The sequence below is a fragment of the Achromobacter insuavis genome, assembly GCF_902859645.1.
GTDB lineage: Bacteria > Pseudomonadota > Gammaproteobacteria > Burkholderiales > Burkholderiaceae_B > Achromobacter > Achromobacter insuavis.
Window position 1 is genome coordinate 82,903 of sequence record NZ_CADIJR010000011.1, and the last position, 20,366, is coordinate 103,268.

Sequence of the window (20,366 nt, forward strand, 5' to 3'; positions counted from 1 at the left end):
ACAGCATCCTTCATTCGATCTTGATATTGGCGCGCTGCGCGACATCGCGCATCTGCGGCAGTTCCTTCTGGATCAGCGCTTCGCCCTCGGCGGCGCTGGAGAAGGCCGCCTCGAAACCTTGCGCCTCCAGGCTCTTGCGCACGTCGGGCGAGTCGACCGTGGCGCGCAAGGCGGTTTCGAGTTTTTTCTTGACGTCCGCCGGCAGGCCGCGCGGGGCGGTGAACATCAGCCAGGTGTCCATGGCCACCGACGGATAGCCCTGCTCGGCGAAGGTCGGCACGTCGGGCAGGAAGGCCGAGCGGGCCGGGGCCGACACCGCCAGCACCCGCACCTTGCCCAGCTTGCTCTGCGGCAACGCGGCGGCCACCGTGTCGACCGAGAACGGGATCTGGCCGCCGATCAGGTCGGTCATGGCCGGCGCGCTGCCCTTGTAGGGCACGTGGATCATCTTGATGCCGGCGGCGGCCACGAACGCCTCGCCGACGAAGTGCGCGGTGGTGCCGGCGCCGAACGAGCCGTAGGCGGGCGGTTCCTTCTCGCGCGCCTTGGCGTAGGCCACCAGTTCCTTCAGGTCCTTGACCGGCACCTGCGGGTTGGCCAGCAGCGCCAGGCCGGTGCGGCCGACGATGCCGAGCGGCTCGAAGCTCTTGACCGGGTCGTACGGCAGCTTGGCCTGGATCGCCGGGTTGACCGTGAAGGTGGTGCCGGAGCTGACCAGCAGCGTGTAGCCGTCGGGCGCGGCCTTGGCGACGTAGCCGGCGCCGATCGCGGTGCCCGCGCCGGCGCGGTTTTCCACCACCACGGTCTGGCCCAGTTCCTGGCCGAGCTTTTGCGCGATGACGCGGCCGAGCACGTCGGTCGCGCCGCCGGGCGGGAAGGGCACGACCAGGGTGATGGGACGGGTCGGGTAGCCGGCCTGGGCGCTGGCCGGGGCGGGCGCGGCGAGGGCGCCCGCGAGGGTGACACCAAGGGCAATCAAGGCAGTCTTCATGGTCATGCTCGACGAGAGTGGTGGAGGGACGGCGCGCCGGTCGGCGCCTGGGGGGCGGCCGCGAGTCGTTGCCCGCGGCTCAGGAATCGGCCGTACTCCTCGGCCGGCACGTACAGCCCGCCCGTGGTCCAGGCCAGGTGCGTGGCGCGCGCCAGATGCGGCCGCAGGCCGCGCTGGCGCAGCCATTGCTGCCCGGCCAGGCTGCCCAACAGTTGGCGCGGACCGGAAAAACCGGCCGCCGCCGACGGCTCGATGCGCAGGCCTTCGCTGTCGTGCAGCCGCGCCAGATCGCCGTAGAGCGTGTCATCGGCCACCGTGTAGACGCCGGCCAGCGACTGGCCGACGGCGGCATACGCCAGGTCGGAGGCGCGCGGCACCGCCAGGCCGTCGGCCTCGGTCTGGTTGGTCAGGCCGATGTCGTAGACCGACGGCGGCACCGGCACGCCGGGCAATTGGCCATGGCCGGCCATCATGCGCAGCAAGAAGCAGGGCGACTGCACCGGTTCGGCAAAGAAGCAGTGCGCGTGCGCGCCATACAGCAATGACAGGCCGAATGCGATGCCACCCGGCGCGCCGCCCACGCCGCAGGGCAGGTAGACGAACAGCGGATGCTCGGCATCGACCACGATGCCGGCCTGCGCGATCTGTTCGCGCAGCCGCAGCGCAGCCGCCGCGTAGCCCAGGAACAGCGAGGCCGAGCGTTCGTCGTCGACGAAGTAGCCGTGCGCATCGGCCTGGACCTGGCGGCGGCCGGCGGCCACGGCCTTTTCATAGTCGCCGGGGTGTTCCACCACCTCGACGCCCCGGGCGCGCAGGCGCGCCTTCTTCCATTCCTTGGCGTCGGCCGACATGTGCACGGCGGCGCGAAAACCCAACGCCGAAGCGATCACGCCGATCGACAGGCCCAGGTTGCCGGTCGAGCCCACGGCCACCTGGTATTGCGCGAAACAGGCGCGCGCGGCGGGCGTGCCGAGCTTGCGGTAGTCATCGCCGGGCGCGACCAGGCCATGCGCCAGGGCCAGCTTCTCGGTGAACTCCAGCACTTCGTGAATGCCGCCGCGGGCCTTGATGGAGCCGGCCACCGGCAGGGCGTGGTCGGCCTTGATCCACAGGCGCCCCGACGCCGCCGGCAGCCCCAGCGCCTGCTGCATGGCGGCGGCGTCGCGCAGCGGCGATTCGATCACGCCCGCGGCGGCCTCCAGTTCCGGGAACAACTGCGCCAGCAGCGGGGCAAAGCGCGCGAAGCGGTCATGCGCCGCTTGCACATCGGCCAGGGTGAAGGCGACGCCGGCGCCGGTCGCGGCGTTGTCTGGGCGCGTCCACAGCAGCGGTCGCGCCGCGCGCAACGCCTGCAAGGAAAAAGCGGAAACCGAAGCGTGGGACGGGATCATGACTGCGCGCCAAAGGGGTGATGTCATCGAACGGTCACATCCTAGGCGGGGGTCATGCATTGCGGCAATATGAATTGCTAGAATCGTTCATTGCGTTTTTCGCAAACCAAGGGCAAACCCGATGAACCCACAAATCCTGCAGGAAATGGCCGTGCGCTACTTCCTGGAAGTGGCGCGCTGCGGCTCGGTCAGCGTCGCGGCGGAGCGGCTGGACGTGGCGCCGTCGGCGGTCAGCCGCCAGATCGCCCGGCTCGAACGCGAACTGGGCACCTTGCTGTTCGAGCGCCGCTCGCGCGGCATGGCGCTCAACGCCGCCGGCGAACTGCTGGCCGCCCACGCCAAGCGCGCGCAGCAGGACGTGGACCGCGTGGCCGGTGAAATCATGGGACTGCGAGGCTTGCGCCAGGGACTGGTGCGGGTGGTGTGCACCGAGGGCTTCGTGCATGACTTCCTGCCGGCAGCCATCGCGGATTTCCGTCAGCAGTACGCGGGCATCCGCTTCACGCTGGACGTGTGCTCGCAACGCGAGGTGCCGGCCCGGGTGCGCGATGGCGCGGCCGACGTCGGCGTGACGCTCAGCCTGACCTCGCATCGCGACGTGCGGGTTGAACTGCGCATGCCCGCGCCGGTGCGGGCCGTGGTGGCGACCGATCACCCGCTGGCCGGCCTGCCCGAGGTGTCGCTGGCGCAGTTGATGGCCTATCCGCTGGCCTTGCCCGATGCCGACTCCACCTTGCGGCAGTTGATCGACATCAGTTGCAGCCGCCAGCAGTTGCAGTGCGAGCCGGTGTTCTCCAGCCGCAGCGTCGACGCGCTGGTGGCTTTTGCCGGCGCCGGGGGCGGGGTGGCGTTCTGCGGCGAACTGGCGATCCGCTATCGCCTGCGCGGACGGCAGGTGGTGGCCGTGCCGCTACGCGACCGCGAAATGAACGAACGCCACTTCGAAGTGCAGACCCTGGCCGGGCGCGTCCTGCCGGAGGCCGCCAAGGCGTTCATCGCCAGCTTGCGCGCGCAACTGCGCGCGGACGGCGACGCGCTGCCGGCGTCCTAGCGTTCCGTCGCGAACTGGCCGGCCTGGCGCGTGGCCAGCCAGGCGCGGCCCTTGGGCGTCAAGGTGGCCACGGGGGCGTCGCCGCCAGGGCGGCGGGCCAGGTCCACCAGGCCGTTGCTGGTGGCGTCTTCCCAGGCGGACAGGCGCGGGCACGAGGTGCGCCAGGCCTTCATGATGTCGGCATAGGTGCGCGGCTGCTCGGCAACCCAGATCAGGAACTGCGTCAGGTTGCCCAATTGCGAGGCGCTGGCCTCGATGGCGGGGGTGTCGGACACGGCGGGCTCCTGGAGCGATCGGCCGGCTTTCACGATACTCCCGCGCCAGGGCCGCGGCCAGTGGCGGGCGTTCAGCGGTCCGTCCAGCGTCCTGCTTCAGCGGCCTATTCAGCAGCCTGTTCAGGGGCCCTTTCAGCACCGCATTCAGCGGCCCGTTTCAGCGCCAGCCCGGCGGCCGGCGACGTGGCGCGCTCAGGCGAGCCGCGCCACGATGTCGCCCGGCCGCGCCATCTCGTGATACAGGTCGTCCAGGCAGGCCGCCAGTTCGTCTTCCGTGACATCCGCCGGAATCACGATCTCGTCGGCGCGCACGCGCTTGCCCGCGACGGACTGGTACACGGCCCATTGGCCGGCCTCGCGCACGATATCCAGCTGCAGGCGGCGGTAGATGTCGAATCTCATGATCGGTGGCAACGGGATCGAGGGGGCGGGGACCGCGGCGCCTCGGCGCGCGCCGCGTTGGGGACAGTCACTGGCTGATGAGTTTCTTCATCGACGGCGCGGGATGCAGCGTGTACTGCTCGCGCTCATAGAACGGGATCGCGTCGGGCCGGGCATCCAGGAACACCGCGCCCATGCCGCGGGCGCGCGCATCGGCCTCGGCGTAGGCCATCAACGCGCGGCCGGCGCCGCTGCCGCGCACCGCTTCGTCGACCACCAGATCGTCGACATGCAGATGCGGACCGCGCGCCAGCGTGTGCACCGGCCGCATGCCCATCACGCCGATCAGCTTGCCGTCGCGGTAGGCCCCGACCAGTTCGTAGCCGCTGTGCGATTGCCGGCGCACCCGCTGCAGGAATTCCGCCTCGTCCAGTGCGCGCAACTGCTTGATCAGGGGAAAGGCTTGCGCCCAGGCGGACGGCTCGATTCGGCTGAGGGTCAACATGGTGTCTCCGGAAAGTTTTGGCGGCAGGCTACCATGGCCTATTGCCAACAAGGAGACATCATGGACGTGGTGGACGGATTTCAGATCACGCGCGGCGCGGTCCAGGTACAGGACGGCTATCTGCCGATGATCGAGGCGCAGGGGCTGTCGGCCGATGGCCGCACGCTGCGCGGGGCGGTGCCCGTGACGGAATACGGGGTGTTCGACGACCAGGAAGAGGCCATCAACGCCGGCTGGACCATCCGCGTGCGCGCCATCACCGTCGAGGATGACGGCTTGTCGATACGGATCGACCAATAGGCTTGCCGAACGCAATCCTGGACAAAAAAAATCCGGCCCGAAGGCCGGAAAAAACTTACAACAACAAGCACAACAGCTCGCCGGCACGAGCCAGTGCGGTGAGAAATTTATCAGATATGCGATAAATTGAAAGGCGCCGTGTCCATGCAATGGACAAAAAGGGCCGGATCGCGGGTTTTCCCGAGACGTCGAGGGCGTCCCGCCGCGTCAGATCACGCGCGTCACCGCGACGCCATTGCGGAACCAGCCATCCAGGTTCGCCAGCATCAGGTCCGCCATCGCCCGCCGCGTTTCGTGGGTGCCGCTGGCGATGTGCGGCAGCATCACCACGTTGTCCATGGCATTGAGCGCGGCGGGCGTGGCCGGCTCGTGTTCGAACACGTCCAGGCCCGCGCCGGCGATGCGGCCGGCCTGCAGGGCCTCGACCAGCGCGGCCTCGTCCACCACCGTGCCGCGCGCGATGTTGATCAGCCAGCCTTGCGGACCCAGCGCTTTCAGTACCTCGGCGTCGACCAGGTGCCGCGTGGCGCCGCCGCCCGGCACCGCCAGCACCAGGAAGTCGCACTCCGCGGCCAGCGCCGTGACGCTCGGGCAGTAGCGGTAATGCGCCGGCGCGTCCGGCCGCGGCTTGCGGTTGGTGTACAGGATGGGCATGTCGAACGCCTCCGCGCGCCGCGCGATCTGCAGCCCGATATTGCCCAGCCCGACGATGCCGCAACGCTTGCCGCTCATGCGGGTGCCCAGGCCGAAGCCTTCCTGCGGCCAGCGGCCGGCGCGCACGAAGCGGTCGGCCTCGGCGATGCGGCGCGAGGTCGCCAGCATCAAGGCCAGCGCCGTGTCCGCCACGCAGGCATCGAGCACGCCCGGCGTGTTGGTGACCAGCACCTGGCGCGCCTGCGCCGCCGCCAGATCGATGGAGTCGTAGCCGACGCCGAAACTGAAGACCCCCTCCAGCGCCGGCAGCGCCTCGATCAGCTCGCGCGTGGCGCCGAAGCGGCCGCTGGTGGCGATGCCGCGGATGGCCGGGCCGTGCTCGCGCAGCAGCGCGGCTTGGTCGGGGCTTTGCCACCAGCGGTGCACGCGGTAGCGCGACTCCAGCTCGGCGGTCAGCTCGGGCAGCAGGGGGCCGACCATCAGCAGGTCGGCGGTGGGGGAAGCTTGGGGAACGGTCATGGAGTGGGCGCTACGTTTGCTGCGGCGATGCCGGGGAGGGCGGAACCGCTGTTGAGGAAGAGAGGATCGGCGGCGCCGGTTCGCGGACCGGCGCCGCCAGGTTGTCATTGCACCTGGATATGGCGTGTCTTGATGATCTGCCCGTAACGCTCGCGCTCGCTGGCCGCCAGCGTTTCCAGCTGCCTGGGCGTGGAGCCATGCGCCACCGCGCCCTGCGATTCGAGCTTGGCTTTCATCGCCGGATCATTGGTGATGTCGCGGATCGCGGCCGACAGCTTGTCGATCACCGCCTGCGGCGTGCCCGCCGGCGCCAGCACCGCCGTCCACGACCCGGTCTGCGCATTCTTGACGCCGGCCTCGTCGATGGTCGGCACGTTCGGCAGGGCGGGCGAGCGCGTGGCGCCGGTCACCGCCAGCGCGCGCAGCTTGCCGGAGTTGACGTAGGGAATGGTCTCCAGCACCGACGCGAACAGCATGTCGACGCGGCCGGCCATCAGGTCGGTCATGGCGGGGCCGCCGCCCTTGTAGGGCACGTGCATCAGGTCGACCCCGGTGGCCTGCTGGAAGATTTCGCCCGACAGGTGGGGCGCGCCGCCGGTGCCCGAACTGGCGTAGGTGTGCTTGCCGGGCTGCGCGCGCGCCAGCGCCACCAGTTCCGGCACGTCCTTGGCCGGCAGGCTGGCGGGCACCACCAGCACGAACGGCAGGTCCGAGAACAGCGACACCGGCGCGAAGGCCTTGGCCGGGTCGGAATGCAGCTTGTAGATCCAGGGATTGATGGCCAGCATGCCGGAGTTGGCGAACAGCAGCGTGTAGCCGTCGGCATTGGCGCGCGCCACCAGATCGGCGGCGATCTGGCCGCCGGCGCCCGGACGGTTGTCCACCACCACCGAGGCGGCCAGCTTGTCGCCCAGCGCGGCCGCCAGCAGGCGCGCCGAGATGTCGGTGCCGCCGCCGGGGGCGAACGGCACGATCAGGTTGATCGGGCGTTCCGGGTACGGCGCGGCCCGCGCGGCGGCGGGCAGGATGGCACACGTGGCCAGGGCCAGCGCGGCGGCGATGAGCCGCCGGCGCGGGCGGTGGGTGGGGCTTGTCTCCATGGCTTTCTCTTTGTAGTGAGCGGCTCGGGCCGCGGGGAAAACGATGCTGCGATGACACTCCTTCTGGCCCGGCCGGTCAGGCGCCTGGCGTTGCGGCCGAGTATAGGAATGCCAGCCGATGGATGACTGTTCGAGCTATAAATAGCATTGATCAATTCAAGGATTGGATCGATGGAATTCCGCCAGCTCGAATGTTTCATCGCCGTGGCCGAGGAACTGCACTTCGGCCGCGCCGCCGCGCGGCTGTGCATGACGCAGCCGCCGCTGTCGCGCCAGATCCAGCTGCTGGAGCAGGACCTGGGCGTGACGCTGTTCGAGCGCAGCAGCCGCCAGGTGGAACTGAGCGCGGCCGGCCGCCGTTTCCTGCGCGATGCGCGCCACCTGCTGGAATACTCGGCGCGCGCCGCCGCCACCGCGCGGCGCACCTCCGGCGGCGACGCCGGCCACATCACCCTGGGCTTCACGGCGGTGGCGTCGTACCGGCTGATGCCCTCGCTCATCATGCGGGCGCGCAAGCGGCTGCCGGGCGTGGAGATCCAGTTGCGCGAAACCGTCAGCACCGACCTGTCGCGCCTGCTGGTGGCGCGCGAGCTGGACGCGATCCTGGCGCGCAGCGTGCCGCAGCAGGCCGGCATCGCGTCGCGCCTGATCGAGCGCGAACCGCTGGTGCTGGCGCTGCCCGCCGGCTCACCGCTGTGCGAGCAGGCGGTGGTGCCGCTGCGATTGCTGCAAGGCCAGCCGTTCGTGCTGTATTCGCCGCGCGAGGGCAAGTATTTCTACGACCGCATCGTCGGCGCCTTCGGCCTGGCCGACGTGCAGCCCGACTACGTGCAGCGCGCCAGCCAGACGCATACCTTGCTGGCGCTGGTGCGGGCAGGGCTGGGGGTGGGCATCGTGCCCGACTCGGCGCGGGAATTGCGCCTGGAGGGGGTGGAGTTCCGCTCGCTGGGCCAGCGCGACCTGTATGCGGACATGTACCTGGCCTGGCAAGCGCAGCACGACAACCCGGCGCTGGGCGCATTCCTGGAGCAGGTGGCGGAAGTGCGGGCGGCGTCGGCCGCTTGAACCGGCGCCGGCGAAACCGGCTGGGGGCGTAATTGACGAGAGCCCTGACCCTCAGGCCGGCATCTTCTTCTTGCCCAGCAGCGCCAGCGTCAGCGCGCGGCCGCGCCGCATGAAGGGATACAGCGCCGCCGACAGGCACGGCCGGCGGAACACGGCGGCGTTGATCTGGTTGAACAGGTCGCTGTCGGAACTGATGAGCGCCAGCCGGTTGACGCAATCGGCGCCCCAATAGACCTGGCCATCCAGCCGCAGCAGCATGCCTTCGTTCAGGTCATAGCCCTGCTTGCGGAAATGCGCCACCAGATCGGGGTGTTGGCGCATGTCGAGCAATTCAATGGGGCCGACGGCCTTGCGCAGCCGCATCATCCGCACGTAGTTCGAGCAGAAGGGGCAGTCGCCGTCGTACAGCAGGAAGTTCTGGTGGCCGGTTTCCATGTAGAAGAGCTTAGCAGGGGCCGCGGCCGGGCGCAGCAATATCGGCCGGCCGGGTCCGCCGCAGCCTCGCGCCGTTCAGGCCGCCGCCTCCGCCCACGCCAGCGCCAGGGCGTAGTCGCGCACATCCCGCGGCCATGGCGCGACCTGGCGCGCAAAGCCTTCGCGATCCTCGGCGTATAGCGCCCGCGTGGCTTCCTCGAAGCCCGGCAGGTTGCCGCCCATGCTCGACATGAAGTGGTACGCCGCCTCCTGCCGCTGGCGCCGCTGGTCGCGCGCCTCGTTGTCGCGGCGCGCCTGCTCCACCAGCTTGCGCAGCGCCACCGACGCGCCGCCCGGCTGCGCCGCCAGCCAGTCCCAATGGCGCGGCAGCAGCGTCACTTCGCGCGGCACCACGCCCAGCTTGGGCCGGCCGCGGCCGCGCGGGGCGGCCTCGACGGAGTCCGCTTCATCAGTCGTCGCGGCGGCGGCCGCCGGCGGCTGATAGCGCTTGCGGATCTCGGCCTCGCCGCCGCGCAAGTCCAGGTCGACCTGCTTGCCGCTCTGGTCGTCGAACACCAGGATGGCGGCGTCGGCGCGCGCGGCCTGGGCCTGCTTGACCGACAGCGCCACGTCCGCGAGCGCGCCCCGCGCCAGCAGGCGGTGGCCGTCGAACGCGGTATGGGTGGAGGGAAGGGCAGTCTGCGTCATGAGGAATGCGAAGGATATTCGCCCGGATGAATTTGATGATCCGCATTGTGGGCATTGCCCGGGGCCTTGTCAATATAATCCGGGTAAAAATAGTGCAAGGAATAGTGCAAGGTCGCAACGCCTATTGAAAAAAGTCGCAAAAATCATGCGCCGACCTAGGGTCAACACCTAGTCAAAACACGTCAGCGGCGTATAATCTTGCTTTGCGCCCGGAGTTACCCATGCGTCTCGTTCAAAAAGCGCTCACCTTCGACGATGTGTTGTTGGTGCCTGCGTATTCCGAGGTGTTGCCGCGCGACACCTCCCTGGCCACGCGCCTCACTCGCAACATCTCCCTCAATATCCCCCTTGTGTCCGCCGCAATGGACACGGTCACCGAATCCCGCCTGGCGATCGCCATGGCCCAGGAAGGTGGCATCGGGATCATCCACAAGAATCTGTCCGCCGACGCCCAGGCCCGTGAAGTCGCCCGGGTCAAGCGCCACGAATTCGGCATCGTGATCGATCCGGTCACCGTCACCCCCCAGATGAAAGTGCGCGACGCCATTGCGTTGCAGCGCCAGCATGGCATCTCGGGCCTGCCGGTGGTGGAAGGGCGCAAGCTGGTCGGCATCGTCACCAACCGCGACCTGCGCTTCGAAGAGAACCTGGACCAGCCCCTGCGCAACATCATGACGCCGCAGGAACGCCTGGTCACCATGAAGGAAGGCGCCACGCTGGACGAGGCGCAGGCCCTGATGCACAAGCATCGCCTGGAACGCGTGCTCATCGTCAACGACGGTTTCGAGCTGCGCGGCCTGGCCACCGTCAAGGACATCGTCAAGAACACCGAGCACCCGCTGGCCAGCAAGGATGCCCAGGGCCAGCTGCGCGTCGGCGCCGCGGTCGGCGTCGGTGGCAACACCGAAGAGCGCGTTGAAAAGCTGGTCGCCGCCGGCGTCGACGTGCTGATCGTCGACACCGCCCACGGCCACTCCAAGGGCGTGCTGGAAGGCGTGCGCTGGGTCAAGCAGAACTACCCCAAGGTCGAAGTCATCGGCGGCAACATCGCCACCGCCGCCGCCGCGCGCGCGCTGGTCGAGTACGGCGCTGACGGCGTCAAGGTCGGTATCGGCCCCGGCTCGATCTGCACCACCCGCATCGTCGCCGGCGTCGGCGTGCCGCAGATCCACGCGATCTCCGAAGTCGCCAAGGCGCTGGAAGGCACGGGCGTGCCGCTGATCGCCGATGGCGGCATCCGCTACTCGGGCGACGTCGCCAAGGCCCTGGCCGCCGGCGCGTTCTCCTGCATGATGGGCGGCATGTTCGCCGGCACCGAAGAAGCGCCGGGCGAAGTGGTGCTGTTCCAGGGCCGTTCGTACAAGTCGTACCGCGGCATGGGCAGCCTGGGCGCCATGACGGAAGGCTCGGCCGACCGCTACTTCCAGGACCCGGCCAACAACGCCGACAAGCTGGTCCCCGAAGGCATCGAAGGCCGCGTCCCCTACAAGGGCAGCGTGCTCGCCATCATCTACCAACTGGTCGGCGGCATCCGCGCCTCCATGGGCTACTGCGGCGCCGCCACCATCGACGACATGCGCACCAAGGCCGAATTCGTGGAAATCACCTCCGCCGGTGTCCGCGAGTCCCACGTGCACGACGTACAGATCACCAAGGAAGCGCCCAACTACCGCGCCGACTGATCCCCGTACAGTCAACTACAATGTCATGCATCGCGCACCGGCAGAACCGCAAAATCAGTCAGCGGGTCTGCCGGTGCGGTTTTATTTACTGCGGTTTCATTCATTACCGGTAGAGTCTCCATGCACCAGCGCATCCTCATTCTCGACTACGGTTCGCAAGTCACCCAACTGATCGCCCGCCGCGTCCGCGAAGCCGGCGTCTACTCCGAAGTGCATCCCGGCGACGTCGACGATGCCTTCATCCGCGACCAGATGGCGCAGGGCCTGAAGGGCATCATCCTGTCCGGCAGCCACGCATCGGCCTACGAAGAAGGCTCCATGCGCGTGCCGCACGCCGTGTTCGAGCTGGGCGTGCCCGTGCTGGGCATCTGTTATGGCATGCAGTCCATGGCGCAACAGCTGGGCGGCGTGGTCAGCTTCTCCGACCACCGCGAATTCGGCTACGCCGAAGTCCGCGCCCACGGCCACACCAAGCTGCTGGAAGGCCTGGAAGACTTCGCCACCGCCGAAGGCCACGGCATGCTCAAGGTCTGGATGAGCCACGGCGACAAGGTCACCGAGCTGCCCCCGGGCTTCAAGCTGATGGCCTCCACGCCGTCCTGCCCCATCGCCGGCATGGCCGACGAAGAGCGCCGCTTCTACGCCGTGCAGTTCCACCCCGAAGTCACGCACACCGTGCAAGGCAAGGCCATGCTGGCCCGCTTCGTCAACGAGATCTGCGAATGCCAGGGCGACTGGAACATGCCCGACTACGTCGCCGAAGCCGTCGCCCGCATCCGCGAGCAGGTCGGTGAAGACGAAGTCATCCTCGGCCTGTCCGGCGGCGTCGACTCGTCGGTGGCCGCGGCCCTGATCCACAAGGCCATCGGCGACCAGCTGACCTGCGTCTTCGTCGACCACGGCCTCTTGCGCCTGGACGAAGGCAAGCAGGTCATGCAGACCTTCGCCGAGAACATGGGCGTCAAGATCATCCACGTCGACGCCACCGCCCAGTTCATGGGCAAGCTGTCCGGCGTGGCCGACCCCGAAGCCAAGCGCAAGATCATCGGCCGCGAATTCGTCGAAGTGTTCCAGGAACAAGCCGGCAAGCAGAAGAGCGCCAAGTGGCTGGCCCAGGGCACCATCTACCCCGACGTCATCGAATCGGCCGGCGCCAAGACCGGCAAGGCCACCTCGATCAAGTCGCACCACAACGTCGGCGGCCTGCCGGACACGTTGAACCTGCAGCTGCTGGAACCCCTGCGCGAACTGTTCAAGGACGAAGTCCGCGAACTCGGCGTGGCCCTCGGCCTGCCGCCGCAGATGGTCTACCGCCATCCGTTCCCGGGCCCGGGCCTGGGCGTGCGCATCCTGGGCGAAGTCAAGCACGAGTACGCCGAGCTGCTGCGCCGCGCGGATGCGATCTTCATCGAAGAACTGCGCAATACCAAGGACGAGGCCAGCGGCCTGACCTGGTACGAGCTGACCTCGCAAGCCTTTGCCGTGTTCCTGCCGGTGAAGTCGGTGGGGGTGATGGGGGATGGCCGTACGTATGAATACGTCGTGGCCCTGCGTGCTGTGCAGACGTTTGACTTCATGACGGCTGATTGGGCGCCGTTGCCGCATCCGTTGCTGGCTCGGGTTTCCTCGCGGATTATTAATGAAGTGCGGGGGATCAACCGGGTGGTGTATGACGTGTCGAGCAAGCCGCCTGCGACGATTGAGTGGGAGTGATCCCGCGTCGCTCTGCGAACGGTAAATGAAAAAGGCGCTTCGGCGCCTTTTTCATTTACCGTGCTTTCCGACGGAGGGCTACCCGGCCGTCACCAATCCAGGCTGTAGCTTACCGCTGTCGTCGTCACCAAACGGCAGGAGGCTGCGTTCACGCGCTTGTTGGATGCGGTCGGGAGCGAGCAGCTGGTCGCGCAGGAAACCTTGGCAACTACACTAATGCCCAAACGGCTCGAATCCAATCCATGCTGCTCGAGGGGGAGTAATGCAGGCAAAAGACGCACGTGCCAGATGGCAGGCAGAGCAGTTGCAATTGGCCGGAAGGCATCTTCTCGACGCCGCCAAGTCCATGAGGATGGGTCCTATGCCGGAATCGCCGTTCGGACGCACTGATGAGGGCTTTGAGGACTATCGAGGCATTACGCTCGCTGAAGCGGTCCGCTACCTGAGCATCGAAAGGGTCGATCTCTCCGACGCCGTGTTCAAGGACGGGGCCAGCATCAATGAGTCCGAGGCAAAGGGATGCAAGTTTGAGCGCATCGATATGCGTAACGTGTTTGTGCGAAGGAAATTCGATTCGTGCGGCTTTGTCGGCGCGAAGCTCAATGGGGCGCGGTTGGGCGGGGAATTCATTGGCTGTGACTTCTCGCGTTCGAATCTATCCAGGTCCTTTGCGACGGACTGCAAGTTCGTTGATTGCAAATTTGCCGGGGCAAATCTCTCGGGCATTCATTTCATCAGTTGTGTATTCGATGGGTGTGACTTCACGGGAGTGAAGGTCATGTCTGGATCAGTTGCGAGGAGCAGGTTTGTGGGCGGTATTGCCCTGGAGCAGCTGCAAGGCTGTATCACGGATGGGGTCGTGATTCGTTAGGGCCAAACGCCCCAGCGGGGCCGTCACCCCTGCTTATTGCATCAGCCGGGCCAACTCAGTCAATGCCCGTTCGACGTCGGAAGCAAATTCTGCGAAATCCGTGGTCGGATTCAAGGGGCCGTCATGCCGGATAACCTCGTCCGACAGGGTGATCGCCGGTGCTGTCGTGACAACACGCATCTTCAATGCCTCGGCTACCTGTCGCAGTTGATTGGCGCATTTGGTTCCGCCGTGTCCTCCGTATGTCACGATGGCCGTTGGCTTCGTCCGCCATTCGTCATAGAGGTGATCGATCGCGTTCTTTAGCGCGGCGGGGTAGCCCCAGTTGTACTGCGGTGTGACAAAGACCACGGCGTCGCAGGCTGAGATTTTCTCGCTCCATGCGTGCGTGTGGGGCTGGGCATACGGTGCGCCCAGGGCAGGCAATCCCGGCTCGTCGTCCATGGGCAGGTGCCAGGCTTTCAGGTCTACGATCTCGTAGGTCGAGTCCGTGCAAGTCCCGCCAATATCGGCGACCCATTGTGCGATCCTGGGGCAATTTCTTCCTGCCCGTGTGCTGCCCATGATAACGAGCACCAATGTTGATTGGCTCATCGCTTATCCCCTAGTTTGTTGAAGTCAACTTCGTTGCGGACCGTGCCGGTGCCATCAACGGAACGAAGCACAGTGCCGATAGCCCGACTGCGGCCATGAAGACGAAAGCGTCGGCATAAGCGAGCGTTTTGGCTTGCTGTGCAGCCGTTTGTGCGAGTAGCGCTTCGGCCATGCTACGCGCTTGCGTGGCTTGCGCCCCTCGCTGAATAAGTGCAGCGGTCACGGACGTCATCTGGCCCTAACCGCGAATTTGTCCAGGATCTCCGACAAATTTAGAGAACCACTTCGAAGACATGACCATGAGTCCTGCGATCCGAAATCGCAGTGGGTCCCTTTAACCCCGCGGGCTTGGGATGCCCGTTGATTGCAGACCTTTGATGACCCTCAGCGCCGACGATAAGGCATAGTGTTGTTGTGAGAAGTCATATGAGCGGCCGCCATCAACGGAAAGATTCAAATAATATCCGCGCTGATGCACGTCAGGGACTTTGACGCTCATGGAAAATGAATCCCCAATCATCGCGGGATAACGAGAGAAGAACTCCCCGATTCGCGCACGAACCTTGGGGCCGATTCTGACCTCAGGATCAAGCAACGATTCCACTTCGATTTGGAACAGTTCAACGCCCGCTCGCACGAGGGCGTCCATATGCGAAGCTCTGTCCAGCAGCGAAAGATCGTCCTTGAGCAAGAAAAGTCCGTTGGCAATTTTGCCCACATCCAGTCTCGACAGCGCATCCAGCTGCGCCAGGCTCAATTCGGTTTTTTCCGGATCCACAACCGTGAACTCCAGATAGCGAGGCTTCAACTCTGCAATGATCTGCCTGCAAAACCCAATGTCATCGACGCCGCCAACCGGATGGACGGCATGCGCGCAATCGAGCACGCTGCCGAGGCGCCTGCACTGATCCAGGTCCAGCGCGCTCGCGCAGGATGAACGCGCCACGACAAAGCCTGCGATGTCGATCGAACCCAGTTTTTCAGCCTCGGAAATCGACCTTATTTGATTGACTTTTATCACTTCCACCTCTGCCAGATCGGCCATAGCCATGTCGATGTTCAATCCCGCCAACCTATCGATGCCGCCTCTCGCTTGAGCGCAGCCATGAATGACGAAACATCGAGGCCCTTGAATTCATACTTGTTCAAGGACGCTTCAACATAGTCGAAGAAATGGCTGGCCACGATGGATCTCTGCTGCGCCTCGCTGTATCCGCCTGGCAACTGGGCGTCCTGCTATTTGAACTGGATCCCTTTGATAGCCAGCATGGGTGAAAGCAGGCACGTGAACGTGACTGCGGCAAGGTCCGGTCCTGACGACTTGTAGAAAGCCGTGCCCTCTACCGCGATGTCGTATCGTTCCGCTTTCGTTCCCGCGATCGAGGCGCCTGAGCGATAGCGAGGGCCATCAATGCCAATTTCCACAACCGTGGAGTAAACGCTATGGTCGAAATCGGGACGGTTGATCTTCGCGGGGGCGGCATCCACGCAAACCTTGGCCGCCATTGACTGGCCTTTGGGCGTATTGATTCCCGGTTTGAACTGTTGCGGACGAATCAAACGCCAATTGTTGCCCTCGGGGCTATATGAGGCAGGTTCGTACTTCCCGGTGCCTTTGCGAAGATAGCATTCGACCAGTTGCGGACTGATTCCATCTATTGCGATGAAAGTTGAATCTGGATTGAATGAGCGCGCGCTCTTGAGGTAGCGGGAGTCAATTTCAAACGGCACCGTCTTGCCGTTGGCGCGGGATGCGCAAAGCTCCTCTTTTTGTGGGTCATTGCCAATAGCATCGTTCCGTATCATCTCGGCTTGGGCAAGGCATGAAAAAAACAGCAATCCAAAACCCAGTGGCAACCAGCGCATTCAATGTCTCCAGGTTGATCCGCACGACGTGGGATTGGGCGAAAATACTATAGCTATTTCAAACTTCAATCAATTCGTTTGATATTGCAGTGCCTGCGCCGCCATGGGAGCTGTTGTCCCCGCGCCGTAGTAACCCGTTCGCCGAACGGGATAGCAAGCGGGGTCTTTTCTTCATCGGCCTATCCGTGATCTTCAGCTCTCATGACATGCCTCGCATGCAAAATCCCGGACAGGCCCTGAAAAGGCGCGGTTTTGGCACGATCTTCGACCACACCGCCACGTCGCCCTCGGGGCGTTTACATCAGTTAATGACTCGGTACAGAACGCAAGAGTCATGGGTCGGAACAGCCCGCCCCTTGCGGTACGATCTTCGCTCCTACCGCGTCCCCCTTTTGCGATACAGCCTTTCGAGCTATCACGGGCGCTGCCAAAAGCAGCTGTCGTTCCTTCGAAGGCCAACGCTTTGTCGTTCAACGGCAAGCCTGGTATCCATCCCCACGCTGAACAAATCACGAAAACGGAGAAACCGAATGCACGTAAAGGTTCTTGCACTGTGTTTGATGACAGGCTTCGCCACTTCCGCCGCGGCCCAAGACAGCACCCAAACCCTGCAACAAGCCTTGAAGCAGATTCCCCAGGTCGTCCTCTCCGCGCCGGCGGCGATGCAGGTGCTTTTCCTGGACGTGCAAGCCTGGCGATCGCTGGAAAAAACCGGCCCTTCCGCGGACGGCATGCGCCGCCTGTCCATTGCGCAACCGATCCGTCCGCTCGAATCCATCGGGTTTGGCCTGGAGCCGTGGTCGGCCAACGCCAAGGTCCCGTTCGACGAGGTCTCCTATTTCGCCGGATTTGGCCAGGCGCCCTCGAATATCAGCTATTGGGGATTGAAGGACAAGAAGGCCGTCGGGACATTGGTTGCCAGCCTGAAGCAGGGCGATTTCGCCGCGGTCGACGGCGATGCGCCGGGCCTCATCGCCAATGATGGCGAAGGCAAGATGAACATGCAGAAGGCCAATCAGAAGGATCCCTGGCGCGGCATGATGGGCAAGGCCAGCTTTGTGCTGCCGCTCGATACCGCGTTGATCCAGGCGTCGTCGGCAACGGGCATGAAGATACTGGCCCAGCCTGCGCCGTCGGTGGCGGATAGCGAAGTCGTGGCCGCCTCGCTTGCCGGCCTGAAGGAGGGCGTGCCCGGGGACCGAGGCCGGATCGTGCAGGCCGCGGTCATCTCGCCCATCATGGGTCTGGCCGCCGTGGATCCCGCGAAGGTGTTGTTGTCGACCAATGGCGATGCGGATATCGCCAAGCAGAATCTCAAGGCCGCCGTCGAGGCGAATGGCCGGGGCATTCCGCCTTATTTCTCGGGGGTTCTGGCCGATGCCCAGATCAACAATCTGCCCGCGATCGTGATTTCCCTGGCTTACGCCGATTGCGCCACGGCCAAGCAGGCCGTGGATGGGGTCAGCGCCGCCTGGAAGGAAAGCATGGCTGGTGCGAAGGATGCCAAGGTTGCCGGCACGACGGTCCAGGCCGGCAAGCTGTGCGCAGCGGTGGTGAGAGTGACTGCGCCGAAGGCGGAGAACGCCGGCAATCCGGTGCTGGCCGAGGTGATGAATCGCTATATGCGGCGCGAATTCACCGTCCTGCAGATTGGCGCGGCGCGCTGAGCAAGGTCGCGGTAGACAGGCGGTCTGATGGTGATTGGGGCGCTTAGCTCCGCGGTCAGATCAACGGGAGTTGAAAAAAAGGCGCGAAAGCGCCTTTTTTTGATAGTGGGAAAGGTGGTTAACACGATTCCGATTCCGCTGGCGGTGCTGGTATTGAAGGAGGATTGGTTCGCCCGCCAGAGCGAAGTTAGTCGCTATCCAGCACGGTCAACATCTCCGCGATAATGTTGAACCCATCGAACTCAGCGTTCCGCTCAATCACGATCGGTTCGTATCCGGGATGAGAGGAATCCGGGCGCAGCGTGATTCGCTCATGCCGCCAAGAGCCATCCTCGTTAACCACTTTTTCGCTCGAATAGACCTTGATCGTGTACCGTCCGCCGGTCTCGGGATCATCGATGCCACGGTGTTCGGCGATGACGACCTTACCTTGTCGTGTTCCGCCTGGATTGGCGCGGAACAGACACCAGGAACCGTTCGGAATGCGCTGGTTCATCGATTCGCCGATGACCTGGGCGACGAACAATCCGGGTTGCGGGGCGACCCAATCGGGCAGCTCCAACCACTGGGTTGCCGAGTTTTCGAACGCTTGTACATCAGAGAACTTGCCTGCGGCCATTCGCAAATCGACTAGCGGAATGGCGGGAACACCGGATGTTCGCTCTTCGTCGGTGACTCGACGTAGCGGAATGACGTTGCCGATTACCTGCTGAGTCTCGTCATGCCGTGCTGATTCGATGATCGCTCGTACTCTGCTGCGTAGATACTCGGCCAAGGGTCGATCGGTGCAATAGACGAAGCAGCCTTTCATACCGCGCGTCATGAGCGTGCGATAGGTGTTCTTGACCACAAGATCTGCTAGTCCCTGCGCTTCATGCGGATTCTCGCGCATCATCTTTTTCAGTCCACGCACGGATTGATCGGAGGAGGCCCGCTTGTTGGCATCGATGACGACGCGGCCATTTCGATATGCCAGGTCATCACCGATGATCACGCCGACATAGTCAAGTTCCAGCCCCTGGCAGGTATGGATGCAGCCGACTTGCTCGACGGACCGGGGCTTCATGATCCAGAGGCCGCCGTCTTCTGTGAGGTTCCAGCGCCTGTGATAGTCAAATTCCGGGATTTGGATGTCCCAGGCTTCGGGCTTTTTCTTACTCGGCCAGGGCCAGCAGTATCCGGCTACAACGCGAGATCGATTGTTCGCCCTGTTCTTCTGTTCGATCAGCGCATGCATCTCGCAGGGATCATCGAATACGCGAAAGTCGTATTCACTCTGGTCGATAGTGACGTTGGCCGTTGGACGGATCTCCAGCGTGTTATCCAACCACGCGAGGTAGCCTTCCGAACCATTGCAGCGGAACTGTGACGTCAGGGCGAGTTCCGTAATCTCGGCTCCCTGCGTCTTGGCATGATGTCTTAATTCATCGGAATGGCCGACATCGTATATGGTCACGCGCTGATCATCGTCGGTGAAGAATACCGCACAGCGTGCGGACCGAATGATCTCCATGACCTGGTGCTCACCTTCGTTGCGGTACAGGCCGCTTTTCTCGTTCAGCCGATGTGATTCATCCACGATGAGCACATCGTAGGTATCGGCATCGCTGTTCATGAAAGCGCCGGAACCGCTGAAGAGATTGCCTATGCGTGTCTTGGTGAAGGTGCCGGTCAATTTGGCCTGAAGCACTTCGCGCGGAGCGCGGTTTTTTGATACATAGCGAGCATTGCGCTGGCGGCTGATGAACTCGGCCAGCAGATTGACGGCCAGCACGGATTTCCCTGTTCCCGGGCCGCCCTGGACGATGATGACCTGCTTTTTTTCCTTGGCCTTTGCTTCAATCTGCAGGATGGTTTCGTAGACCACTTTCTGGTCGTCGATGAGTATGAACTCTTGCTTGCCCTGCATGATGTTGGCTACGTAGTCCATCAAACTCTTCGATGGTTTGATGTGGCCGTTCTCAATTGCATAGAGCGACTTCAGCCGATCGCCGCGACGCACGTGGGTGCTGATGAAACGACTGAGCTTGTCTTTATCGCTCTTGAGGAACAGGGGGGCCCGCTCGATGTACGGTTTGTAGTCGGGATGATCGATTTGGCCATCGCTCGGATGGTTGTGCAGGTAGGCGCAGGGCAGCAAATGCATGCCGCCCTTGTGTACGGCGGTGTTGAGATCCTCCAGCCGGGCGGCATACGACCAAGCCTGGTAAGAGGGATGCGGACCTTCCACTTCGCGTGTCTGGCCTCCGCGTCGGGCCCAGATGACGCCATCCTTCCCTCCATGACGGGAACTGGACCACTGTTTTAATTCGATGATGACGACTTTGGGTTGTCCGTGATCATCCTCACCGGTCACCATGAAGTCGATACGTTGGGAGCTGTTGGGCAGTTGATACTCGATCGCCACGCCTGCCTCATCGGGGATCTCGTCGTCCTGCAGCACCTTGGCCATTTCGAACAACGAGTTCCGCCACGACCGGACTTCGCTGGCTCCGCCGCCATTGGCGCCGGCGTGACGCACGTGGCGAAGCATGATGTCCTCTATGTCTTCACGCAACGCATGTTGAAGGAATTCGGTCTTGCTGGCTTGGTAGATGATCACGTCTATGCCTGTGTCAC

At 64.3% G+C, this 20,366-nt stretch carries 20 protein-coding genes; 7 read left to right on the top strand and 13 right to left on the bottom strand.

The window, feature by feature from the left end:
- Window positions 1-10 precede the first annotated feature (10 nt).
- Window positions 11-997 carry a Bug family tripartite tricarboxylate transporter substrate binding protein gene (locus H0523_RS08815; RefSeq protein ID WP_054429727.1) on the bottom strand — a complete coding sequence of 329 codons (987 nt, stop codon included), beginning with the start codon at window positions 995-997 and terminating at the stop codon, window positions 11-13.
- Window positions 994-2,382 (bottom strand): D-serine ammonia-lyase, encoded by a 1,389-nt coding sequence (gene dsdA / locus H0523_RS08820; RefSeq protein WP_054429726.1) that lies wholly within the window; start codon window positions 2,380-2,382, stop codon window positions 994-996. The genes H0523_RS08815 and dsdA overlap by 4 nt, the downstream gene beginning before the upstream one ends.
- A gap of 121 nt (window positions 2,383-2,503) precedes the next feature.
- Between dsdA and H0523_RS08825 the strand changes: the two genes are divergently transcribed.
- Window positions 2,504-3,433, top strand: coding sequence for a LysR family transcriptional regulator (locus H0523_RS08825; RefSeq protein WP_054429725.1), 930 nt, complete (start codon window positions 2,504-2,506; stop codon window positions 3,431-3,433).
- On the opposite strand, the gene H0523_RS08830 is transcribed toward H0523_RS08825, so the two are convergent.
- From H0523_RS08830 to H0523_RS08840, 3 genes are all read right to left on the bottom strand, one after another.
- Entirely contained in the window at window positions 3,430-3,708 is a 279-nt protein-coding gene (locus H0523_RS08830; protein WP_082404368.1) for a hypothetical protein, read from the bottom strand. The two genes, H0523_RS08825 and H0523_RS08830, sit on opposite strands and share 4 nt — an antisense overlap.
- 192 nt (window positions 3,709-3,900) lie before the next feature.
- A complete protein-coding gene (locus H0523_RS08835) occupies window positions 3,901-4,110 on the bottom strand; it encodes a DUF7661 family protein (protein WP_054429724.1) in 210 nt (69 codons plus the stop codon).
- Between the two features lie 67 nt (window positions 4,111-4,177).
- Window positions 4,178-4,594 carry a GNAT family N-acetyltransferase gene (locus H0523_RS08840; RefSeq protein ID WP_054429723.1) on the bottom strand — a complete coding sequence of 139 codons (417 nt, stop codon included), beginning with the start codon at window positions 4,592-4,594 and terminating at the stop codon, window positions 4,178-4,180.
- A gap of 60 nt (window positions 4,595-4,654) precedes the next feature.
- On the opposite strand from H0523_RS08840, the gene H0523_RS08845 reads away from it, so the two are divergent.
- A complete protein-coding gene (locus tag H0523_RS08845) occupies window positions 4,655-4,894 on the top strand; it encodes a hypothetical protein (RefSeq protein ID WP_054429722.1) in 240 nt (79 codons plus the stop codon).
- 207 nt (window positions 4,895-5,101) lie between these two features.
- Here H0523_RS08845 and H0523_RS08850 read toward each other — a convergent pair whose 3' ends face one another.
- Window positions 5,102-6,067 carry a 2-hydroxyacid dehydrogenase gene (locus H0523_RS08850; RefSeq protein ID WP_054429721.1) on the bottom strand — a complete coding sequence of 322 codons (966 nt, stop codon included), beginning with the start codon at window positions 6,065-6,067 and terminating at the stop codon, window positions 5,102-5,104.
- Window positions 6,068-6,171: 104 nt separating this feature from the next.
- Window positions 6,172-7,167: a tripartite tricarboxylate transporter substrate binding protein gene (locus H0523_RS08855; protein WP_054429720.1), complete on the bottom strand. Its 996-nt coding sequence runs from the start codon at window positions 7,165-7,167 to the stop codon at window positions 6,172-6,174.
- A 171-nt stretch (window positions 7,168-7,338) separates the two neighbouring features.
- Between H0523_RS08855 and H0523_RS08860 the strand changes: the two genes are divergently transcribed.
- Window positions 7,339-8,232 (top strand): LysR family transcriptional regulator, encoded by an 894-nt coding sequence (locus H0523_RS08860; RefSeq protein WP_054429719.1) that lies wholly within the window; start codon window positions 7,339-7,341, stop codon window positions 8,230-8,232.
- A gap of 51 nt (window positions 8,233-8,283) precedes the next feature.
- On the opposite strand, the gene H0523_RS08865 is transcribed toward H0523_RS08860, so the two are convergent.
- Window positions 8,284-8,667, bottom strand: a complete 384-nt coding sequence (locus H0523_RS08865; protein ID WP_054429718.1) for a DCC1-like thiol-disulfide oxidoreductase family protein — start codon at window positions 8,665-8,667, stop codon at window positions 8,284-8,286.
- A 75-nt stretch (window positions 8,668-8,742) separates the two neighbouring features.
- Window positions 8,743-9,354 (bottom strand): DUF2239 family protein, encoded by a 612-nt coding sequence (locus tag H0523_RS08870; protein ID WP_054429717.1) that lies wholly within the window; start codon window positions 9,352-9,354, stop codon window positions 8,743-8,745.
- A 221-nt stretch (window positions 9,355-9,575) separates the two neighbouring features.
- On the opposite strand from H0523_RS08870, the gene guaB reads away from it, so the two are divergent.
- The 3 genes from guaB (at window position 9,576) to H0523_RS08885 (ending at window position 13,620) form a co-directional block, all read left to right on the top strand.
- Complete coding sequence (gene guaB, locus H0523_RS08875) at window positions 9,576-11,036, top strand: IMP dehydrogenase (protein WP_049073345.1); 1,461 nt, start codon at window positions 9,576-9,578, stop codon at window positions 11,034-11,036.
- Window positions 11,037-11,156: 120 nt separating this feature from the next.
- Window positions 11,157-12,749 (top strand): glutamine-hydrolyzing GMP synthase, encoded by a 1,593-nt coding sequence (gene guaA / locus H0523_RS08880; protein ID WP_054434480.1) that lies wholly within the window; start codon window positions 11,157-11,159, stop codon window positions 12,747-12,749.
- 262 nt (window positions 12,750-13,011) lie between these two features.
- Window positions 13,012-13,620 (top strand): pentapeptide repeat-containing protein, encoded by a 609-nt coding sequence (locus tag H0523_RS08885; protein ID WP_231689994.1) that lies wholly within the window; start codon window positions 13,012-13,014, stop codon window positions 13,618-13,620.
- Window positions 13,621-13,653: 33 nt separating this feature from the next.
- Here H0523_RS08885 and H0523_RS08890 read toward each other — a convergent pair whose 3' ends face one another.
- From H0523_RS08890 to H0523_RS08900, 3 genes are all read right to left on the bottom strand, one after another.
- The gene (locus H0523_RS08890) at window positions 13,654-14,214 is read right to left on the bottom strand and encodes an NADPH-dependent FMN reductase (RefSeq protein WP_054434478.1); all 561 of its coding nucleotides are present in this window, start codon (window positions 14,212-14,214) and stop codon (window positions 13,654-13,656) included.
- Window positions 14,215-14,548: 334 nt separating this feature from the next.
- Entirely contained in the window at window positions 14,549-15,277 is a 729-nt protein-coding gene (locus H0523_RS08895; protein WP_054461243.1) for a hypothetical protein, read from the bottom strand.
- A gap of 173 nt (window positions 15,278-15,450) precedes the next feature.
- Complete coding sequence (locus H0523_RS08900; RefSeq protein WP_156333238.1) at window positions 15,451-16,080, bottom strand: hypothetical protein; 630 nt, start codon at window positions 16,078-16,080, stop codon at window positions 15,451-15,453.
- A 530-nt stretch (window positions 16,081-16,610) separates the two neighbouring features.
- Between H0523_RS08900 and H0523_RS08905 the strand changes: the two genes are divergently transcribed.
- Entirely contained in the window at window positions 16,611-17,747 is a 1,137-nt protein-coding gene (locus H0523_RS08905) for a hypothetical protein (protein ID WP_054434473.1), read from the top strand.
- Window positions 17,748-17,934: 187 nt separating this feature from the next.
- Here H0523_RS08905 and H0523_RS08910 read toward each other — a convergent pair whose 3' ends face one another.
- Complete coding sequence (locus tag H0523_RS08910) at window positions 17,935-20,349, bottom strand: DNA/RNA helicase domain-containing protein (RefSeq protein ID WP_054434471.1); 2,415 nt, start codon at window positions 20,347-20,349, stop codon at window positions 17,935-17,937.
- Window positions 20,350-20,366 lie beyond the last annotated feature (17 nt).

What these genes read in the sequence shown, in the direction of transcription:
- H0523_RS08860 (WP_054429719.1), top strand. Translation starts at nt 7,339, where the DNA reads ATGGAATTCCGCCAGCTCGAATGTTTCATCGCCGTGGCCGAGGAACTG.
- H0523_RS08855 (WP_054429720.1), bottom strand. Translation starts at nt 7,167, where the DNA reads ATGGAGACAAGCCCCACCCACCGCCCGCGCCGGCGGCTCATCGCCGCC.
- H0523_RS08870 (WP_054429717.1), bottom strand. Translation starts at nt 9,354, where the DNA reads ATGACGCAGACTGCCCTTCCCTCCACCCATACCGCGTTCGACGGCCAC.
- H0523_RS08850 (WP_054429721.1), bottom strand. Translation starts at nt 6,067, where the DNA reads ATGACCGTTCCCCAAGCTTCCCCCACCGCCGACCTGCTGATGGTCGGC.
- guaB (WP_049073345.1), top strand. Translation starts at nt 9,576, where the DNA reads ATGCGTCTCGTTCAAAAAGCGCTCACCTTCGACGATGTGTTGTTGGTG.
- dsdA (WP_054429726.1), bottom strand. Translation starts at nt 2,382, where the DNA reads ATGATCCCGTCCCACGCTTCGGTTTCCGCTTTTTCCTTGCAGGCGTTG.
- H0523_RS08885 (WP_231689994.1), top strand. Translation starts at nt 13,012, where the DNA reads ATGCAGGCAAAAGACGCACGTGCCAGATGGCAGGCAGAGCAGTTGCAA.
- H0523_RS08865 (WP_054429718.1), bottom strand. Translation starts at nt 8,667, where the DNA reads ATGGAAACCGGCCACCAGAACTTCCTGCTGTACGACGGCGACTGCCCC.
- H0523_RS08840 (WP_054429723.1), bottom strand. Translation starts at nt 4,594, where the DNA reads ATGTTGACCCTCAGCCGAATCGAGCCGTCCGCCTGGGCGCAAGCCTTT.
- H0523_RS08825 (WP_054429725.1), top strand. Translation starts at nt 2,504, where the DNA reads ATGAACCCACAAATCCTGCAGGAAATGGCCGTGCGCTACTTCCTGGAA.
- H0523_RS08815 (WP_054429727.1), bottom strand. Translation starts at nt 997, where the DNA reads ATGACCATGAAGACTGCCTTGATTGCCCTTGGTGTCACCCTCGCGGGC.
- guaA (WP_054434480.1), top strand. Translation starts at nt 11,157, where the DNA reads ATGCACCAGCGCATCCTCATTCTCGACTACGGTTCGCAAGTCACCCAA.
- H0523_RS08900 (WP_156333238.1), bottom strand. Translation starts at nt 16,080, where the DNA reads ATGCGCTGGTTGCCACTGGGTTTTGGATTGCTGTTTTTTTCATGCCTT.
- H0523_RS08905 (WP_054434473.1), top strand. Translation starts at nt 16,611, where the DNA reads ATGCACGTAAAGGTTCTTGCACTGTGTTTGATGACAGGCTTCGCCACT.
- H0523_RS08890 (WP_054434478.1), bottom strand. Translation starts at nt 14,214, where the DNA reads ATGAGCCAATCAACATTGGTGCTCGTTATCATGGGCAGCACACGGGCA.
- H0523_RS08835 (WP_054429724.1), bottom strand. Translation starts at nt 4,110, where the DNA reads ATGAGATTCGACATCTACCGCCGCCTGCAGCTGGATATCGTGCGCGAG.
- H0523_RS08845 (WP_054429722.1), top strand. Translation starts at nt 4,655, where the DNA reads ATGGACGTGGTGGACGGATTTCAGATCACGCGCGGCGCGGTCCAGGTA.